19 protein-coding genes are annotated in these 15467 nt (G+C 71.4%); 6 read left to right on the plus strand and 13 right to left on the minus strand.

Annotated features, from left to right (window positions below; genetic code table 11):
- Positions 1-5 precede the first annotated feature (5 nt).
- Entirely contained in the window at positions 6-839 is an 834-nt protein-coding gene (locus DEJ00_RS10415) for an SDR family oxidoreductase (RefSeq protein ID WP_111057289.1), read from the minus strand.
- Between the two features lie 40 nt (positions 840-879).
- Positions 880-1521: a nucleoside/nucleotide kinase family protein gene (locus DEJ00_RS10420; RefSeq protein ID WP_111057290.1), complete on the minus strand. Its 642-nt coding sequence runs from the start codon at positions 1519-1521 to the stop codon at positions 880-882.
- A 54-nt stretch (positions 1522-1575) separates the two neighbouring features.
- Between DEJ00_RS10420 and DEJ00_RS10425 the strand changes: the two genes are divergently transcribed.
- Complete coding sequence (locus DEJ00_RS10425; RefSeq protein ID WP_111057369.1) at positions 1576-1944, plus strand: VOC family protein; 369 nt, start codon at positions 1576-1578, stop codon at positions 1942-1944.
- Between the two features lie 74 nt (positions 1945-2018).
- The gene (locus DEJ00_RS10430) at positions 2019-2207 is read left to right on the plus strand and encodes a hypothetical protein (RefSeq protein ID WP_071248808.1); all 189 of its coding nucleotides are present in this window, start codon (positions 2019-2021) and stop codon (positions 2205-2207) included.
- Positions 2208-2286: 79 nt separating this feature from the next.
- On the opposite strand, the gene DEJ00_RS10435 is transcribed toward DEJ00_RS10430, so the two are convergent.
- The 4 genes from DEJ00_RS10435 to DEJ00_RS10450 form a co-directional block, all read right to left on the minus strand.
- The gene (locus DEJ00_RS10435) at positions 2287-2727 is read right to left on the minus strand and encodes an NUDIX hydrolase (protein ID WP_111057291.1); all 441 of its coding nucleotides are present in this window, start codon (positions 2725-2727) and stop codon (positions 2287-2289) included.
- 473 nt (positions 2728-3200) lie between these two features.
- A complete protein-coding gene (locus DEJ00_RS10440) occupies positions 3201-3791 on the minus strand; it encodes a TetR/AcrR family transcriptional regulator (protein ID WP_111057292.1) in 591 nt (196 codons plus the stop codon).
- Positions 3792-3868: 77 nt separating this feature from the next.
- Positions 3869-5191: a carboxylesterase family protein gene (locus tag DEJ00_RS10445; RefSeq protein WP_111057293.1), complete on the minus strand. Its 1323-nt coding sequence runs from the start codon at positions 5189-5191 to the stop codon at positions 3869-3871.
- 120 nt (positions 5192-5311) lie between these two features.
- Positions 5312-5617 (minus strand): hypothetical protein, encoded by a 306-nt coding sequence (locus DEJ00_RS10450; protein ID WP_111057294.1) that lies wholly within the window; start codon positions 5615-5617, stop codon positions 5312-5314.
- Positions 5618-5770: 153 nt separating this feature from the next.
- On the opposite strand from DEJ00_RS10450, the gene DEJ00_RS10455 reads away from it, so the two are divergent.
- A complete protein-coding gene (locus tag DEJ00_RS10455; RefSeq protein ID WP_181440150.1) occupies positions 5771-6286 on the plus strand; it encodes a MarR family winged helix-turn-helix transcriptional regulator in 516 nt (171 codons plus the stop codon).
- A 103-nt stretch (positions 6287-6389) separates the two neighbouring features.
- Here the strand turns inward: DEJ00_RS10455 and DEJ00_RS10460 are convergent, their stop codons facing one another.
- Entirely contained in the window at positions 6390-7688 is a 1299-nt protein-coding gene (locus DEJ00_RS10460; RefSeq protein ID WP_051597042.1) for an MFS transporter, read from the minus strand.
- A gap of 227 nt (positions 7689-7915) precedes the next feature.
- Here DEJ00_RS10460 and DEJ00_RS10465 point away from each other — a divergent pair, with 227 nt between their 5' ends.
- The gene (locus tag DEJ00_RS10465) at positions 7916-8716 is read left to right on the plus strand and encodes a sugar phosphate isomerase/epimerase (protein ID WP_181440151.1); all 801 of its coding nucleotides are present in this window, start codon (positions 7916-7918) and stop codon (positions 8714-8716) included.
- Positions 8713-9828, plus strand: a complete 1116-nt coding sequence (locus tag DEJ00_RS10470) for a Gfo/Idh/MocA family protein (protein WP_071248781.1) — start codon at positions 8713-8715, stop codon at positions 9826-9828. The genes DEJ00_RS10465 and DEJ00_RS10470 overlap by 4 nt, the downstream gene beginning before the upstream one ends.
- Positions 9829-9967: 139 nt before the next feature.
- On the opposite strand, the gene glgX is transcribed toward DEJ00_RS10470, so the two are convergent.
- From glgX to DEJ00_RS10495, 5 genes are all read right to left on the minus strand, one after another.
- The gene (gene glgX, locus DEJ00_RS10475) at positions 9968-11986 is read right to left on the minus strand and encodes a glycogen debranching protein GlgX (protein ID WP_111057297.1); all 2019 of its coding nucleotides are present in this window, start codon (positions 11984-11986) and stop codon (positions 9968-9970) included.
- Between the two features lie 59 nt (positions 11987-12045).
- Positions 12046-12660, minus strand: a complete 615-nt coding sequence (locus tag DEJ00_RS10480; protein WP_071248778.1) for a TetR/AcrR family transcriptional regulator — start codon at positions 12658-12660, stop codon at positions 12046-12048.
- Positions 12661-12794: 134 nt separating this feature from the next.
- On the minus strand, positions 12795-13331 hold the full coding sequence (locus DEJ00_RS10485) for a MarR family winged helix-turn-helix transcriptional regulator (protein WP_071248777.1): 537 nt from the start codon (positions 13329-13331) through the stop codon (positions 12795-12797).
- Positions 13332-13349: 18 nt separating this feature from the next.
- Positions 13350-13532 carry a hypothetical protein gene (locus DEJ00_RS10490; RefSeq protein WP_071248776.1) on the minus strand — a complete coding sequence of 61 codons (183 nt, stop codon included), beginning with the start codon at positions 13530-13532 and terminating at the stop codon, positions 13350-13352.
- Between the two features lie 70 nt (positions 13533-13602).
- Positions 13603-14064 carry a MarR family winged helix-turn-helix transcriptional regulator gene (locus DEJ00_RS10495; RefSeq protein WP_111057298.1) on the minus strand — a complete coding sequence of 154 codons (462 nt, stop codon included), beginning with the start codon at positions 14062-14064 and terminating at the stop codon, positions 13603-13605.
- 50 nt (positions 14065-14114) lie between these two features.
- Here DEJ00_RS10495 and DEJ00_RS10500 point away from each other — a divergent pair, with 50 nt between their 5' ends.
- Positions 14115-14849 carry an alpha/beta fold hydrolase gene (locus tag DEJ00_RS10500; RefSeq protein WP_111057299.1) on the plus strand — a complete coding sequence of 245 codons (735 nt, stop codon included), beginning with the start codon at positions 14115-14117 and terminating at the stop codon, positions 14847-14849.
- A gap of 56 nt (positions 14850-14905) precedes the next feature.
- Here the strand turns inward: DEJ00_RS10500 and DEJ00_RS10505 are convergent, their stop codons facing one another.
- Entirely contained in the window at positions 14906-15466 is a 561-nt protein-coding gene (locus DEJ00_RS10505; RefSeq protein ID WP_111057300.1) for a hypothetical protein, read from the minus strand.
- Position 15467: the final 1 nt, after the last annotated feature.

Raw genomic sequence — 15467 nt, forward strand, 5'->3', positions numbered from 1 at the left:
GCAGGTCAGCCTGCGGCGAGCACCTCGCGCAGGGACATCGGCGGACGCCCGGTGATGCGTTCGACGTCGCCGGACACGTGCGCGAGCGCCCCCTCGGCGATGGCCGTGTAGGTGCTCACCCAGGCGTCGGCCTGCCACGGCTCCGGGTTCCACCGCGCACGTGATGCGTACGCCTCGTCCAGGGTCTCCGGGTGGTAGCTGACCGTGCGGCCGCGGACCTCGGACACGATCTCCGCCGCCTGGGCGAGGGTGATCGCCTCGGGGCCGGTCAGCTCGTACGTCTGGTCGCGGTGGGCGTCCGGGTCGTGGAGCACCGCGGTCGCGACGCGGGCGACGTCGGCACGGGCAACCGCGGCCATGGCACCGTCACCGGCCGGGCCGCGGATCACGCCGTCCTCGCCGACCAGGTCCTCGACGAAGTCCAGGTAGAAGCTGTCGCGCAGGAACGTGAACGCCATCCCGCTCTCGCGGATCGCCTGCTCCGTCGCCCAGTGGTCGCGTCCGAGCGTGAAGGTCGCGTCGGGAGCCGCGCCGAGGAACGACGTGTAGACGACGTGCCGCACGCCCGCGTCGGCCGCCGCGGCGACGAACGCCCGGTGCTGGTCGAGGCGGTCCTGGGCCTCGGCCGCCGAGACCATGAGCAGCACCTCGACGCCCTGCAGCGCCGCTCGACTTGCGTCGGCGTCGGCGAAGGTCGCGACGGCGACCTCGGTGCCCGGAAGCTCCGGCGCACGCGAGACGTCGCGCACGAGCATCCGGAACGGCACGGCGTCCGCGGCGAGTGCCGCGCTCACGGCGCCCCCGATGTTGCCGGTCGCTCCGGTGATGGCGATGGTCATGGTCGCTCCTCGTGTCGTGTCGCGTGGTGGTGGTCGGTGGTCACGTCCACACCGTCCTGGAGGCCCGGATCACCGTGGGCGCGACCCTCGCGGCGTTCACGCCGTCCACCTCCACCGCCCACGCTCGGGCGGCGTCGTGGTCGCGGCCGTGCCGCATGTGCCGGCCGACCAGGCGGTCGAGCCGCACGTCGTCGGCGACGGCGCAGAACCAGGTCTCGGTGAAGAGTGCGGGCAGCGCCGACCACGGAGCGGTGTCGTCGAGCAGGTAGTTGCCCTCGGACACCACGAGTCGGGCTGCGCGGGGCACCGCGATGCTGCCGGCGACGGGTTCGTCCACGCGACGGTCGAAGTCCGGTGCCCACACCACGTCCTCGTCGGCGGCGACGAGTCGGCGGACGAGCGCCACGTACCCGTCGGCGTCGAAGGTGTCCGCCGCGCCCTTGCGGTCGTGCCGGCCGAGGGCGTCGAGCGCCGCGTTCGACAGGTGGAAGCCGTCCATCGGGACCTGCACCGCGGTGCCCGCACCCAGGCGTTCGTCGACTGCGGTGACGATGCGGCGGGCGAGCGTGGACTTGCCGGCGCCCGGTGCTCCGGCGATCCCGAGCACGGTGCGGTGGCTCGAACGGGCCAGTTCGACGGCGCGCTCGACGGCCTGGTCGACGGTCGTGCCGGAGTCGCTCACGGCTTCATCCTCGCAGAGCGCACCGACGCCCGACCGCAGTGGTTCACTTGCCGCATGGTCGATGCGACGAAGGCGTTCAGCGGGTTCTCGGTGCGCGACGTGCCCGAGGCGAAGGCGTTCTACGAGGACGTCCTGGGGGTCGAGGTCACCGAGGACCACGGCATGCTCTTCCTGCAGCTCGGCGGCGGACACCAGGTGCTCGTCTACCCGAAGGGCCCGGGTCACGAACCGGCGGCCTTCACGGTGCTGAACTTCCCGGTGCCGGACATCGACGCCGCGGTCGACGAGCTCACCGCGAAGGGCGTCGTGTTCCTGCAGTACGAGGGGATGACCGACGACCGGGGTGTGAACCGGCAGGGCGGCCCGCTCATCGCCTGGTTCACCGACCCGTCGGGCAACGTCCTCAGCGTCATCGAGGAGTGAACATGTTGTATTCCGAAAGCTCGCGTCGGCGCTGCTGATCGTCCTACCGTCCTCTCACCGACGAGAGGACGGCCATGACGAAGGTGCTGGGACGGCAATGGACCCGCGAGGAACTCCTCGCCGAGCGCGAACGAGTCCGCGCAGAGTGGAACCTGGACGAGCGGGAGTTCGCGCCGACCGAGCAGTGGCGCGACCTGTTCACCGACGAGTACCTCACGCAGAACTGGCTTGACAGCATCTCCGCCCTGCTGGGTGAGCGATGAACGAGCAGGCCGAGTCGGCGGCGCACCAACCGGCTGACGTCCCATCGCAGTTCGCCGTCCTGACGGCCGGGTGATGCGATCAGCGGGACAGGGCACCCGCCCAGCCGAGGGCGATCGGCACGAGCAGGCCGTGGCGGTGGTGCGGGAGCTCGGCGACGGGGATCCACCGCGACTCGTCGGTCGAGCCGTCGAGCTCGTGCCGGAGGGCTCCCCCGGTGACGGTCGCCCGGAACACCACCTGCACGGCCTTCATCGGCCGGCCGTTGGCGTGGATGCGGCGTTCCGCGGGGACGATGTGGTGCCGGACCCCGAGCAGGGCACCGGCCTGGGCCTCGTACCCGGTCTCCTCGCGGATCTCGCGCACGACGGCCTGTTCGACGGTCTCGTCGAACTCGACCCCGCCGCCCGGCAACGTCCACGTGCCCGCATCGGGGTGGCGCAGCTTCGCCAGGAGCACGCGGTCACCGTCCGTGATCACGCCGTAGGCGGCGAGCCGGGTGTCGTAGTCCGTGTACTCCATGGGCCGACCATGCCAGGTGGGTGCACCGACGTCTGCCAGCCGCGCCGGGCCTCCAGCCGTGGACCGGGGTGGCTCGGACGCTCCACCAGCCCGCCGACCGGTCACGACCCCCCGCGTCCCGCACGCCGAGCGGTCACAGACCGTCGGCCCCGCCGCCCGCGAACGACGGAACGTGACCACGCGAGGCCGCCCGTGCGGTGTGTCGCGACCACCCCGCGGGCCGGGAGGCACGAGTCGCCGCCGCCACGGGCCTCCCGGCCGTCCGGCGTGCCACCGGGACGTCCACGCCGACGCGCGGTCAGGACACCCCGATCTCGGCCCGCCGAGCGGTCACGAACCGTTGCTTGCGGCACCGCCAGACGCCGCAACACGACCACGCGACGGTGCACGCACGGGGAGTCATGACCGCTCGCCGCTCGAGGCCCCGGGCCCGCATGGTGCCGACCGGACCCGACGTGGTCGCCCGACCCGGATCAGGCGTCGACGCGTGCCGCTGCCCAGCCCACGCGCATCCGGGCGACCGCCCGGTCGAAGGCGCTGAGCGGTTCCCCGTCGTCGCGGATGACTGACTGCAGCTGGAGCCCCTCGTACAGGGCCATCAGCTGCTCGGCGGCGTGCCGGGGCGAGGCGCCACGGGACTCCCGGCCGGCGACGACGTCACGGACCAGGGCGAGGGTGACGTCCTCGAACGCCCGCGTGTACTGCGTGCGGAACCACCCGGCGGCGGGGTGGTCGGGGTTCGAGGCGGCGCTGAGCACCGCGACCCGGAGCCGCACGAGGGCCGGGTCCTCGACGCCCGCGGCGAGCCGGGCTCGCAGGTAGGCGACCGTGCCGTCCCGCTCCGCGATCGGCCAGAGCTGGCGCCGGCTGCCGTTGTTCCACTTGTCCATGACCGCGACCACCAGGAGTTCCCACGTCGGGTACGCCCGATGGAACTCGTCGGCGGTGACCCCGGCGTGCTCGGCGACCTCGTCGGGCCCGACACGGTGGAAGTCCCCGGCTCGGTAGGCACTGATCGCCCCGGCGACGATGCGTGCGCGGAGGTCGACGTCGGTCGTGGGCATGCTGACGATTGTGCGGGGCCGGTCAGCGGCCCGCGACCGCCAGTTCAGGGGGCGCGGCCACCGTCGCCGGCTCTGGGTCAGCCGCGGTCGAACGTCAGCGTTTCGTCGTCGGGGGCCCGGACCTCGCCGGTGCGGGCGAAGTCGGCCCAGATCGCCCGGAAGGCCCGGCCGCGGCGCTCGACCTCGGGCCAGTCGCGTTCGGGGACGAACCGGGTGCCGGCCCAGGCCTCGCGGCCACCGAGCAGCAGCGGCAGGTCGCTCATGTGCACGGCTCCGGTCGGGGCGCTCGTGACACCGCGGTGCAGTCGGTACGAGGTCGCGCGGCCGCCGGCGCGTCGGTGCCGTTCGGTGAACCGTCGGGCGTCGCGGCCGTAGATGACGTCGGACAGCGGACGGACGACCCACCACCGCAGGGCCGACCGCAGCACCCGCGACCGGGTGACCCGACGCAGGCCGGGCACGAGCGGCACGTACATGCCGGCCTCGTCCGAACCGGACCCGATCAGGACGTCGACGTCGGGCGCGACCCGGCTCCACGCGGCGTCGAGGTCGCGCTCGTCGGGCAGCGGTGCGAACCCGTACTGGGTGCCGAACGGCATGCCGGCGGCGAGCCCGTACGGCGCGGCGGCCCGGGTGCCGAGCGCCTGACGGTCGAGCAGGTCCTCGAGCGGGGTGTCGGCGTGCACGGTGCCGACCGCCCGGACCATCGCGCGGTTCATCCGTGCCCGACGGCGGGACAGCCCGAGCGGAGCGCTCTGGATGATCGCGCGGCGGAAGAGCCCGCCGGCGCCGGCGCTGATCATCAGGTGCGCGGCCGCGTCCCCGCCGGCCGATTGCCCGAAGACGGTGACCAGGTCGGGGTCGCCGCCGAACGAAGCGATGTTCGCGCGCACCCAGCGGAGCGACTCGACCAGGTCGAGGAGCCCGAGGTTGGCCGGGATCGTCTCGCCGTCACCGAGGAACCCGAGCACGCCGAGCCGGAACGTGACCGACACCACGATCACGCGCTGCTCGGTCACCAGGTCGCGGGCGTCGTAGATCGGCAGGTCGCCACCGCCGATGACGTACGAGCCGCCGTGGATCCAGACCATCACGGGCAGCTGCTCGCCCGCACGGACGTCGGCGGGCAACGTGATCGAGAGCCGCTGGCAGTGCTCGTCGACCTCGATGCCCTGGATCGGGTTGAGCAGCAGGTCGACGAACTCCTCGTGCGGCTGCGGTGCGACCGGCGACGGGGTCGACGCGTGCAGCTCACCCTGGAACGGTGGCATCGGCTGCGGCGGGGCGAACCGTTCGGCCTGCGCGTACGGGATCCCGAGCACCCGCACCACGTCGCCGTCGACCGTCCCGACGATGCGGCCGGCGGGGGTGTCGAACGGGGCAGGCGTGGCGTCGAGCATGGGGTTCACGGTATCGGTGCGGCGGCGACACGAGCGGACGTGACGGAGGCCGCCCCGATGCGATCGGGACGGCCTCGCTCCGGCTCGGGGAGCCGGGTGCACGTGGTGCTCGGCGTCAGTTCAACGGCCGTTGACGTCGCGTCGGTCGTCGTCGTTCCAGTCGGGCTTGCGCACGCCGGACTTCGCGATGCCGCGGCTGACGACGTAGGCGGCCGTCACGATCGCGACGTACAGCCAGGCCTGATCGGCGCCGAAGCCGGTGTGGCCCTCGTCCGCGTTGTCCACGACGGCCGACGCGACGAGGATCGCGATGGACACGACCAGCCAGGCGTAGAACTCCGTGGTCTTCAGCGCGGACTTGGTCTCGTTCCAGGTGGCACTCACGACCGAGTCGTTCCGTGCGGGACGTCCTGCAGTGTTCGACATGGTCACTCCTTCTGATCTCCGCCACCGGGCTTCGGTGGCGCCGTGTGGAGAGATTTGTCTCGCTCGGCTGATTACTCGCTCAGTTTGAGTTCCCAGGCAGGGGGGTGGAACATGGCGTTTGTCCACAGAACGCCAGGACCGGACGGGGCGAGGATGCACGACGAGGACCACCAGCAGCGCGGATCCGACGTGTTCGAGCGGCAGCCGCGCACCACGGAGGGCGCCGCTGCCATAGCCAGCCTGCAGGCGCTCAGCGACAGCGTCCACGAGGCCGACGAGCAGGCGCTCCGCACCCTGGGGATGTTGCCCGTCGACGCGCTCGCGCTGCGGCACCTCGTGCTCGCGGACCGGGACGGACGGCTGGTGAACCCGACGCAGCTCGCACGGGCGTTGCGACTCTCCACCGCGGGGATCACGAAGCTCATCGACCGCCTGGTGCGTGACGGGCGTGCGGAACGGCGGGCGAACCCCGAGGACCGCCGCGGCGTCATCATCACGGCGACCGGCTCCGCCGAGCAGGACCTCGCACGTGCCTACGGGCACATCAACACTCCGCTCATCGAGACCATCGACGCGCTGAGCGTCGACGAGGCGACGGCGGTCCGCCGGTTCGCCTCCCGCCTCGCCGAGGCGCTCCGGCAGGAGCTGCCCTCCCCCGGCACCCCCTGACGCCGGCCCGGCGCGGTGGGTCGGCGGCTGCGACGGACGGGAGGCCCGTGGCGGCGTCGCCACGGGCCTCCCGTGCTCCCTTTGTCGCGTTGCGCGACGGGCGCTACCGCACCCGCTTGATGGGGATCACGACGAGGGCGCCGATGATGGCGATCGCACCGGCGGCCCAGCACATGAGCGTGTAGTTGTCGGCGGCGTCCCCGGACCCGATCTTCAGGAAGAACAGGGCGACGGCCGGGGCGAGCGACTGCGGCAGCGCGTTGGCGATGTTGATGACGCCGAGGTCCTTGCCGGGACGGTCCGCGTTCGGCAGGACGTCGACGACGAGAGCCGTGTCGATCGCGGAGTAGATGCCGTAGGCGAAGCCCATGATGACCTCGGCGACGTAGAAGCCGTTGACCGTGTCGGCGTGCGCCAGCACGATGAGTCCGACCGCGAACATCGCCGTGGAGCCACCGACGAACACCTTGCGGCGACCGAGCTTGTCCGAGGCCCAGCCGGACAGCGCCGCACTGACCAGCAGCGCGATCGTGTAGAGCAGCACACCGAAGGCGACGGCGGCCGTCGCCTCCTTCGCGCTCTCGATGCCGAGGTGCTGCTCCATGTAGAGCAGGCGGTACGTCGTGAACATGAAGGTCGCGAAGATGATGAGGAAGCGCGACCACCACGCGAACGCGAAGTCCGGGTTCTTGACCGGGTTCGTCCAGAACGACGCGATGAGGTTCAGGAACGTGAACTTCTTGAGCTTGTACGTGGGCAGGTCGTCCCGCGCGACGACGGCGTACACGGCGACCAGGATGATCGCCAGGATGCCGGGCGCGATGAACAGCACGGGCAGGTTCGCGACGAAGAAGACCGACAGGTAGGTGCCGGCGAGCACGGCGATGTTCTGCGCGAGCGCGATGATGCTCGAGGACCGGCCGCGCTGCAGCTGCGGCACGTTGTCGGCGAAGCTCGCGAGCAGGGTGGCGAGCGTGGCGTTCGCGGCGAGCTGGGCGAGCAGCCAGGCCAGCGTCAGGTTGAGGACGTCCGGCGAGTAGGCGATCCACGCGAGGGCGATCGCGAAGACCACGACACCGCTGAGCAGCCAGGGGCGACGACGGCCCCAGCGCGTGCGGGTGCGGTCGGACAAGGCACCCGCGAGGGGGTTCATGATGAGCGCACCGAACGCGCCGATCGGCAGCACCGAGCCGATGACGTTCGCAGCGTCGTCGCCGACCAGGGCCTGCGCCTTGAGCTGCATGCTCACGTAGACGGGCGCCATGAGCGCGACGAAGAGGCCGAACTGCCCGAGGAACAGGGCGATCTGGTAGCCGATGCCCACCTTGACCGTGCTGACGGGCTGGGTGATGCCCTCTTCCGGGTTGAGCAGTGCCGGGCTGCCGGGTTCGGGTGTGCTCATGACGCCTCCTTGAGTCGATGAAAACCTTGCCTGACAAGGTTTTTCCGACGCGAGCATACATCGACACGTGTTGTCTGCAACACCGGCCGCGTCCCGGGCCGCGTCACACGGGGCAGCAAAAACTACACACCGGGTGGTTTTTGGGGTAGCGTCGTCATCGATCTCGCCGCGGAGCATCGCTCCTCGACGGGCCGCGACACCCAGACAGGATCGAAGGAGCCTCTGCAATGCCCACCACTTCTGTGCAGCTGTACTCGCTGCGCGACGCCATCGCCGAAGACCTCGACAAGGCCATCGCCCGTGTCGCCGAGATCGGGTACGAGAACGTCGAGCCCTACGCGTTCGTCGAGCGCGCCACCGACCTCGAGCGTGCGTTCGCGGCCACCGGCCTCAAGGCTCCGTCCGGCCACGTCGCCGTGATCGACGCCGAGGACACCGCGCCGATCTGGGACGCCGCCGAGCGCCTCGGCATCCGCACCGTCATCGACCCGTTCATCCCGACCGACCGCTGGCAGACCGCCGACGACGTCGCGAAGATCGCCGAGCGCGTCAACGAGCTGACCGCCGAGGCCGCCGGCCGTGGCCTGCAGTTCGGGTACCACAACCACCAGTGGGAGTTCACGAACAAGGTCGACGGCCGCACCGTCTACGACCTGTTCGTGTCGCAGCTGTCGCCGGAGACCGTCCTCGAGGTCGACACCTTCTGGGCGACCGTCGGTGGCGCCGACGCCCCCGCCGTGCTCAAGGGCCTGGGCGACCGCGTCGTCGCGATCCACGTCAAGGACGGCAAGGTCGACGGTGACATCCGCACCGCGCTGCCCTCGTCCGAGAGCGCCCTCATCGTGCCCGAGGCGCTGCAGCGCGCCTTCGAGAACCAGACGCCGGCCGGTCAGGGCGACGTCGACGTGACCGCGATCCTCGCCGCCGCACCGCAGGCGATCCGCGTGGTCGAGTTCGACGCGTACAAGGGCGACGTCTTCGATGGCATCACCGAGTCCCTCACCTGGCTCAAGGACAACGACAAGTGAGCCGTGTCGGGATCGGCATCATCGGTGCCGGCAACATCTCCACCCAGTACCTCGAGAACCTGACCAAGTTCGCCGACGTCGAGGTCCGCTTCGTCGCCGACGTGCTGCTCGAGCGTGCCGCTGAGCAGGCGGCCACGTACGGGGTCGCTTCGTCGGGATCGGTCGAGGAGCTCCTCGCCCGCGACGACATCTCGATCGTGATCAACCTGACGATCCCGGCCGCACACGCCGAGGTCGACCAGCAGATCATCGACGCCGGCAAGCACGTCTGGAGCGAGAAGCCGATCGCGACCGACCACGCGTCGGCCGCCGCGGTGCTCGAGTCGGCGAAGGCCAAGGGCCTGCGCGTCGCGACCGCTCCGGACACCGTGCTCGGCGCGGGCATCCAGACGGCGCTCCGGGCCATCGCCCGCGGTGACATCGGCGAGCCGCTGTCCGCGACGACGCTGTTCCACGTGCCCGGACCCGAAGCGTGGCACCCGAATCCGGACTTCCTGTTCGCCACCGGTGCCGGCCCCCTGTTCGACATGGGCCCGTACTACGTGACGACCCTCGTGCACGCGTTCGGCACCGCCTCGCGCGTGCAGGCCGTCTCGTCGAAGTCGCTCGACCGTCGCACGATCGCGTCCGGCCCCCGCGCCGGCGAGACGTTCCCGGTCGAGGTCCCGACGCACCACGCGGCCCTGATCGAGTTCGCCGGCGGGCAGTCCGCCCAGTCGACGTTCTCGTTCCAGCACGCCCTGCCGCGCATGGGCTTCGTCGAGATCAACGGCACGCTCGGCACGATCTCGCTGCCGGACCCGAACACGTTCGAGGGCTCGTCGCAGCTCTGGCGCTACGGGCAGGACGAGCCCGAGACGCTCGAGGCGGTCGGCTCCACCTGGGGTCGTGGCACCGGTGTCGTCGAGCTCGCCCGCGCCATCGCCGAGGACCGCCCCGAGCGTGCCTCCGGCGCCGTCGCGCTGCACGTGCTCGACGTGCTGCTCGGCATCCGTGACGCCGCTGAGTCGGGTTCCGCCGTCGACATCACGTCGACCGTGGACGCGATCCCGCCGCTGCCCGAGGACTTCGACCCCGCGGCAGCCGTGCTGACCGCGGGCGCGAACGCCTAGGAGCGCCGCGCGCACCACGCGCACCACTTCGTGAGCAGCAATGGTCGGGTCCCGAGTGAGGACCCGACCATTTCTGCTCACCAAGCGGAGATCACGGCACGAGCGACGCGAACGACGCCCCCGCGCGAGCCCGCGCCCGTCAGACCAGCGCGGTGAAGGACGCGTCGCGCACGAGCAGCATCGCCGCGTCGCCCACCACGGCCTGGTCGGGGTCGCTCGACAGCCCGAGGGACCAGCTGCCCCCACCCGGACGCTCCGGCAGCGTGAACTCCACCGTGGTGTCCGACGCGTTCAGCAGCACGGCCACGGTGTCGTCGCCCTGGTGCAGCACGAGCGTCACGGCCCGGTTGCCGCCGTCCGCCCAGTCGCCGTCCTCGAACCCGGCGGCGTCGGCACGGAGCACGGTCACCGTCGACTCCGAGTGACCCGGCGCGGTGCGGAACCACTCCGGACGCAGCGCCTGGTGCTGCCGACGGAACGCGATGGCCGCCGTGGTGAAGGCGAGCAGGTCCTGGTCGGCGGCCGCCCAGTCGAACCACGAGATCTCGTCGTCCTGGCAGTACGCGTTGTTGTTGCCGCCCTGTGACCGGGCGAGCTCGTCGCCACCCAGGATCATCGGTACGCCGGCGGAGAGCAGCAGGGTGCCGAGGAAGTTGCGGCGCTGCCGGTCGCGGTAGTCGTTCACCGCGCCGTCGTCGGTCGGGCCCTCGATGCCGCCGTTGAACGAGGTGTTGTCGCTCTCGCCGTCGTTGTTGTCCTCGCCGTTCGCCTCGTTGTGCTTGTCGGCGTACATCGTCAGGTCGGCCAGGGTGAAACCGTCGTGGGCGGTCACGAAGTCGATCGAGCACAGCGGGGAGCGCCGTGATCCCTCGTAGACGTCCGGGCTGCCCAGGACCCGCTGCACGGCGTCGCCGAGGGCGCCCTCGTCGCCGCGCCAGAAAGCCCGCAGGTCGTCGCGGTACTTGCCGTTCCACTCGGACCAGTCGGCCGGGAACCCGCCGACCTGGTAGCCGGCGGTGTCCCACGGCTCGGCGATCATCTTGACCTCGCGCAGCACGGGGTCCTGGTGGATGATGTCGAGGAACGCGGAGTGCTTCTCGGCCTCGCCGTCCTGGCGGGTGAGCGTCGTGGCCAGGTCGAACCGGAAGCCGTCGACGTGCATCTCCTCGACCCAGTAGCGGAGCGAGTCCATGATGAGTCCGAGGGCCGCCGGGTGCCCGACGTTCAGGCTGTTGCCGGTGCCGGTGGTGTCGAAGTAGTTCGCCTCGTCACCCTCGACCAGCCGGTAGTACGACTGGTTGTCGATCCCCTTGAACGACAGCGTCGGGCCCATGTGGTTGCCCTCGGCGGTGTGGTTGTAGACGACGTCCATGATGACCTCGAGCCCCGCGGCGTGCAGGGCCTTCACCATCTCCTTGAACTCGGCGACCTGCTGCCCGGCGGTGCCGGCGGACGAGTACTCGTCGTGCGGCGCGAAGAAGCCGATGCTGTTGTAGCCCCAGTAGTTGCGGAGCCCCTTGTCGAGGAGCGTCGAGTCCTGCACGAACTGGTGCGTCGGCAGCAGCTCCACCGCGGTGACGCCGAGGTCGGTGAGGTGCTTGATCGCCGCCGGGTGGGCCATGCCGGCGTAGGTGCCGCGGATCTCCTCGGGGACGTCCGGGTGCTGCTTCGTGAAGCCCTTGACGTGCACCTCGTACACGACGGTGTCGGCGAGCGGGGTCCGCAGCAGGGTGTCACCGTCCCAGTCGAAGGACCGGTCGGCGACGACGGACTTGGGCATCGCGCTGGCCGAGTCGGTCTCGTCGATCTGCTCGGGCTCGTTCATGTCGTGACCGAAGAGCGCCTGGCCCCACTCGTACTCGCCGTCGATCGCGGTGGCGTAGGGGTCGAGCAGGAGCTTCGCGCCGTTGTGGCGGAGGCCGTTCGCCGGGTCCCACGCGCCGTGCACGCGGAAGCCGTAGCGGGTGCCGACGGCCACCCCGGGGACGACGTCGTGGAAGGTGTAGCCGGTGCGGTTGCGGAGCTCGGTGCGGTGCTCGGTGCCGTCGTCGTCGAAGGTGCAGAACTCGACCCGCTCGGCGGTGCTCGAGAACAGGGCGACGTTGGCGCCCCCGTCGACGAGCGTGACGCCGAGCGGGGTGCGCGTGGAAGTGGTCATGCTGCCCTTCTACCGGCCGGTCGCTGTGCCACCGGCAGCGAGGCGTACCCCGTGGCCGCTCAGCGCACCGGCGGGACCAGTTGCTCGAGCAGCCGCAGCACCCGCTCGCCGTCGACGGCGTCCGGGTCGAGCAGCCACTGGACCTGCAGTCCGTCGGATGCCGCGATGCTCAGGCTCGCCAGGTCGACCGGGTCCAGGTCGGCGCGGATCCGGCCACTCGCCTGGTCCGCCTCGATCAGTGCGGCGAGTTCGGCGCGCAACCGGGCGAAGCGTTCGCGCATGAAGTCGCGCGTGGCTGGGTGGCCCTCCTGCACGGCGTCGGCCGCGAGGGTCGTGTACAGCTGCACCAGCCCCGGCACGGCCCGGTTGCGCGATGCGCTCTCGCGCATGTCGCCGATCGCCGACTTCATCCGGTCGGGCGCGCCCTGCTCGCGGACCTCGTGCTCCCGGTAGACGGCGAGCAGCAGTTCGTCGCGACTGGGGAAGTAGTGGCGGAGTGCCGCGTGCGTGATCCCGAGGGCTTCGGCCACCGAGCGGAGCGACGATGCGTCGACCCCCTGCTCCGCGACCATGCGGATCATCTCGTCGAGGATCTGCGTGCGCCGCTCGGCGCCCTTGCGGTACCCGCCGCGGCGCGGCTGGGCCGCGTCGGCGTCGTCCGCGGGGTGGGTCATGCACCCAACTTACCGCTGGAAGGTTTTCTCGCCACCGTCCGGCCTGGAGGCCCGTGGCGGGCGCACCACGGGCCTCCAGTCCGTATCGGGGTCGCGTCGCACCCGCCGGGTCGCGTCAGCCGTGTGCGCTCGCGTCAGTCCTGGTCGTCGACCGTGTACTCGTCGACCGGCGCGGGCGTGCCCGCGGCGAGCGCGTCGACGATCTTCGTGAGCGAGTCGGCGAGGACGGCGTTGTCCGCGTCGGGGAGTTGCTCGAGCACCTCGACGACGGCAGCGTGGAAGCGCGCGTACGAGGCGTCGATCTTCTCGGCGGCCTGGTCGGTCGGGGCGAGCACCTGCGCACGACGGTCGGTGGGGTGCGCCGTGCGCGACAGCAGGCCCTTCTGCACGAGCCCGTCGACGATCTTGGTGACCGAGGCGTTCGAGACGGCGAGCATCACGGCGAGGTCCTTCGGGCCCATCGTCCGGCCGTCCCGGTGCGCCTGGAGCATGTACCGGACGGCGAGGAACTCGTTCTTCGACAGGCCGCTCTCGATGCGGGCGGACTCGATCTGCTGGTCCTCGGCGTGCTGCAGGCGCAGCAGCGCGTCGACGGCGGTCTTCGCGACCCCGGACTCGGGTTCGCGGGCGTAGAGGTGGACGTGCTCTCGACGGACGACGGTCAACGGCATGGGGTCATGCGCTCCTTGCTAAACGGCAGGCGTGCTGAAGAAGTCCGCGTAGGACGGTTCGGAACGACCGGCGAGCAGCGAGGGGTCCTGGATGCGACGCTCGACGTACGCGTCGATGATCGCCGGGTCGGTGAGACCGACGCGCGTGTGGCTGCCACCGATCCGTGCCGTCCGAGGCATCCCGGAGTACGTGCTGTGCATGTCGTGTCCCGCCCTTCTTGCTTGCCGTGTGTCCCCTGCGGACGCCTGAACTCTTTCACGAAGTGAACGATCAGTTCAACGAACCATTCGCACTGTGTACGTTTTGCGCGCCGAACGGTTCGGCGGCATCCGTCAGGGTCGTCAGGAGCTGCAGGAGCGCCGCCCGTCGCGGCTCGTCGAGGGGTGCGAACAGGGAGTCGAGCACCCCCTCGGCGATGCGGTGCCCCTCGTCGAGCACCCGCCGCCCGTCCTCGGTGACGGTGTGCTCGATCCGGCGGCCGCGCCCGGCGGTCCGGGTGATGAGCCCACGGTCGAGCATCCGGTTCGCGAGGGTGCCGAAGGCCTGGTCGCTCTGGAACGTCGCGACGGCGAGGTCGTGCCCGGTGGCGCGGGGCATCCGGTCGATCGCGCGCAGGGCGTCCCACTGCACGAGCGTCACGCCGAGGTCGCGCAGGGCGGCGTCCATCGTGCGGTGGTTGCGGTACTGCGCCCGCTTGACGGCGTGGCCCAGGGCTTCGAGGTCGGTCGGCATGGTGCTACGGTATCAACACTCGTACATAAACATGTTGATACGGAGAACCCATGACCGACACCCGCACCCACACCGCGCTCGTCCTGCACGGCGGCGGCGGCCCCCGGACCGTCGCGCCGATCGTCGCGCACCTCGCACCCGCCTTCCACGTCGTCGCCCCCACGCACCCCGGGTGGGACGGCACCCCGCGCCCGGACGGGATCGACTCCGTCCCGGCCCTGGCGACCGCGTACCTCGAGCAGCTCGTCACCGCCGGGGAGCAGGACGTCGTGGTGGTCGGGTCCTCCATCGGCGGCTGGATCGCCCTCGAGATGGCCGTGCAGGCTGCTGCCGACGACCGGTTCGCCGGGGTCGTCGGCACCGTCGTCGACATCGACGGCGTGGGTGCGGTGGTCGAGGGCGAACCGATCGCCGACTTCTTCGCCCTCGATGCCCGCGGGCTGGCCGAGGTCGCCTGGCACGATCCCGAGCGGGGGTACCAGGACCCGGCGTCCGTCACCGAGGAACAGCGCGCGGTGCAGCGGTCGAACGGGCAGACCATGGCGGTCGTCGCCGGCCGGTCGATGAGCGACCCGAGCCTGCTCGGTCGACTCGGGGCCGTGCGGGTGCCGACGCTCGTGGTGTTCGGCGCGAGCGACCGGGTCGTGACCCCGGCGTACGGTCGCGCGGTGGCGGCGGCCGTGCCGGGTGCGGTGTTCGCCGAGGTCCCGGCGGCCGGGCACCTGCCCCACCTCGAGGCCCCCGACGCGACGTGGGCGGTCATCGACCCGTTCCTGGCGCGCTGAGCAGGACGGAACGCCACCGGCACGCGGCGAGCGGCGAGCGCCGAGCGCCGAGCGCCTCAGACCATCGCCGCGGACATCACCGCGACCGCGACACCCATCGCCAGGGTCTCGACCAGCGGCAGCGCACGTGATCGTCGCCGGACGCCGTCACGGAGCATGTGGACGGTGAGCACCAGGTACCCGAGGGTCAACCCGCCGAGCACCACCTGCCACGTCACCGCGACCACCCCGAGGTGCTGGTGCATCCCCGCGGCGCCGGCGTCGTGCGCCATGCCGACTCCCGTCGCACCCATCACCAGCAGGCCCAGGGCAGCGTGCAGCCGCCCGTACCGGCCGTGCGCCGAGGCCGCGCCGGGCGGCTGAGCCGACCCGCGCCTCCAGGCGGACGTGGACTGCAACCGGTGCACCCCGGCGACCACCACGGCGAGGAACGCGAGCACCAGGAACCACAGGACACCCGGCAGGACCCGGGGTCCGAACGCTCCGTCGACCATCGCCGCCACCATCGCGACCGCGGCGACGACGTCGACCGCACGGCCGGGGCGCCACCCCCCGACCGTGCAGCAGGCCCCGGCCGACGCCGGCACGATGGCCGCGAGCCCGAGCAGGTCGGTCACG

Source organism: Curtobacterium sp. MCLR17_039 (assembly GCF_003234745.1).
Classification (GTDB): domain Bacteria; phylum Actinomycetota; class Actinomycetes; order Actinomycetales; family Microbacteriaceae; genus Curtobacterium; species Curtobacterium flaccumfaciens.

Coding starts and splice junctions, on each gene's coding strand:
- DEJ00_RS10455 (WP_181440150.1), top strand. CDS start 5,771: ATGCACGACGAGGACCACCAGCAGCGCGGATCCGACGTGTTCGAGCGG.
- DEJ00_RS10430 (WP_071248808.1), top strand. CDS start 2,019: ATGACGAAGGTGCTGGGACGGCAATGGACCCGCGAGGAACTCCTCGCC.
- DEJ00_RS10490 (WP_071248776.1), bottom strand. CDS start 13,532: ATGCACAGCACGTACTCCGGGATGCCTCGGACGGCACGGATCGGTGGC.
- DEJ00_RS10425 (WP_111057369.1), top strand. CDS start 1,576: ATGGTCGATGCGACGAAGGCGTTCAGCGGGTTCTCGGTGCGCGACGTG.
- DEJ00_RS10435 (WP_111057291.1), bottom strand. CDS start 2,727: ATGGAGTACACGGACTACGACACCCGGCTCGCCGCCTACGGCGTGATC.
- DEJ00_RS10445 (WP_111057293.1), bottom strand. CDS start 5,191: ATGCTCGACGCCACGCCTGCCCCGTTCGACACCCCCGCCGGCCGCATC.
- DEJ00_RS10500 (WP_111057299.1), top strand. CDS start 14,115: ATGACCGACACCCGCACCCACACCGCGCTCGTCCTGCACGGCGGCGGC.
- DEJ00_RS10450 (WP_111057294.1), bottom strand. CDS start 5,617: ATGTCGAACACTGCAGGACGTCCCGCACGGAACGACTCGGTCGTGAGT.
- glgX (WP_111057297.1), bottom strand. CDS start 11,986: ATGACCACTTCCACGCGCACCCCGCTCGGCGTCACGCTCGTCGACGGG.
- DEJ00_RS10495 (WP_111057298.1), bottom strand. CDS start 14,064: ATGCCGACCGACCTCGAAGCCCTGGGCCACGCCGTCAAGCGGGCGCAG.
- DEJ00_RS10460 (WP_051597042.1), bottom strand. CDS start 7,688: ATGAGCACACCCGAACCCGGCAGCCCGGCACTGCTCAACCCGGAAGAG.
- DEJ00_RS10415 (WP_111057289.1), bottom strand. CDS start 839: ATGACCATCGCCATCACCGGAGCGACCGGCAACATCGGGGGCGCCGTG.
- DEJ00_RS10485 (WP_071248777.1), bottom strand. CDS start 13,331: ATGCCGTTGACCGTCGTCCGTCGAGAGCACGTCCACCTCTACGCCCGC.
- DEJ00_RS10465 (WP_181440151.1), top strand. CDS start 7,916: ATGCCCACCACTTCTGTGCAGCTGTACTCGCTGCGCGACGCCATCGCC.
- DEJ00_RS10480 (WP_071248778.1), bottom strand. CDS start 12,660: ATGACCCACCCCGCGGACGACGCCGACGCGGCCCAGCCGCGCCGCGGC.
- DEJ00_RS10440 (WP_111057292.1), bottom strand. CDS start 3,791: ATGCCCACGACCGACGTCGACCTCCGCGCACGCATCGTCGCCGGGGCG.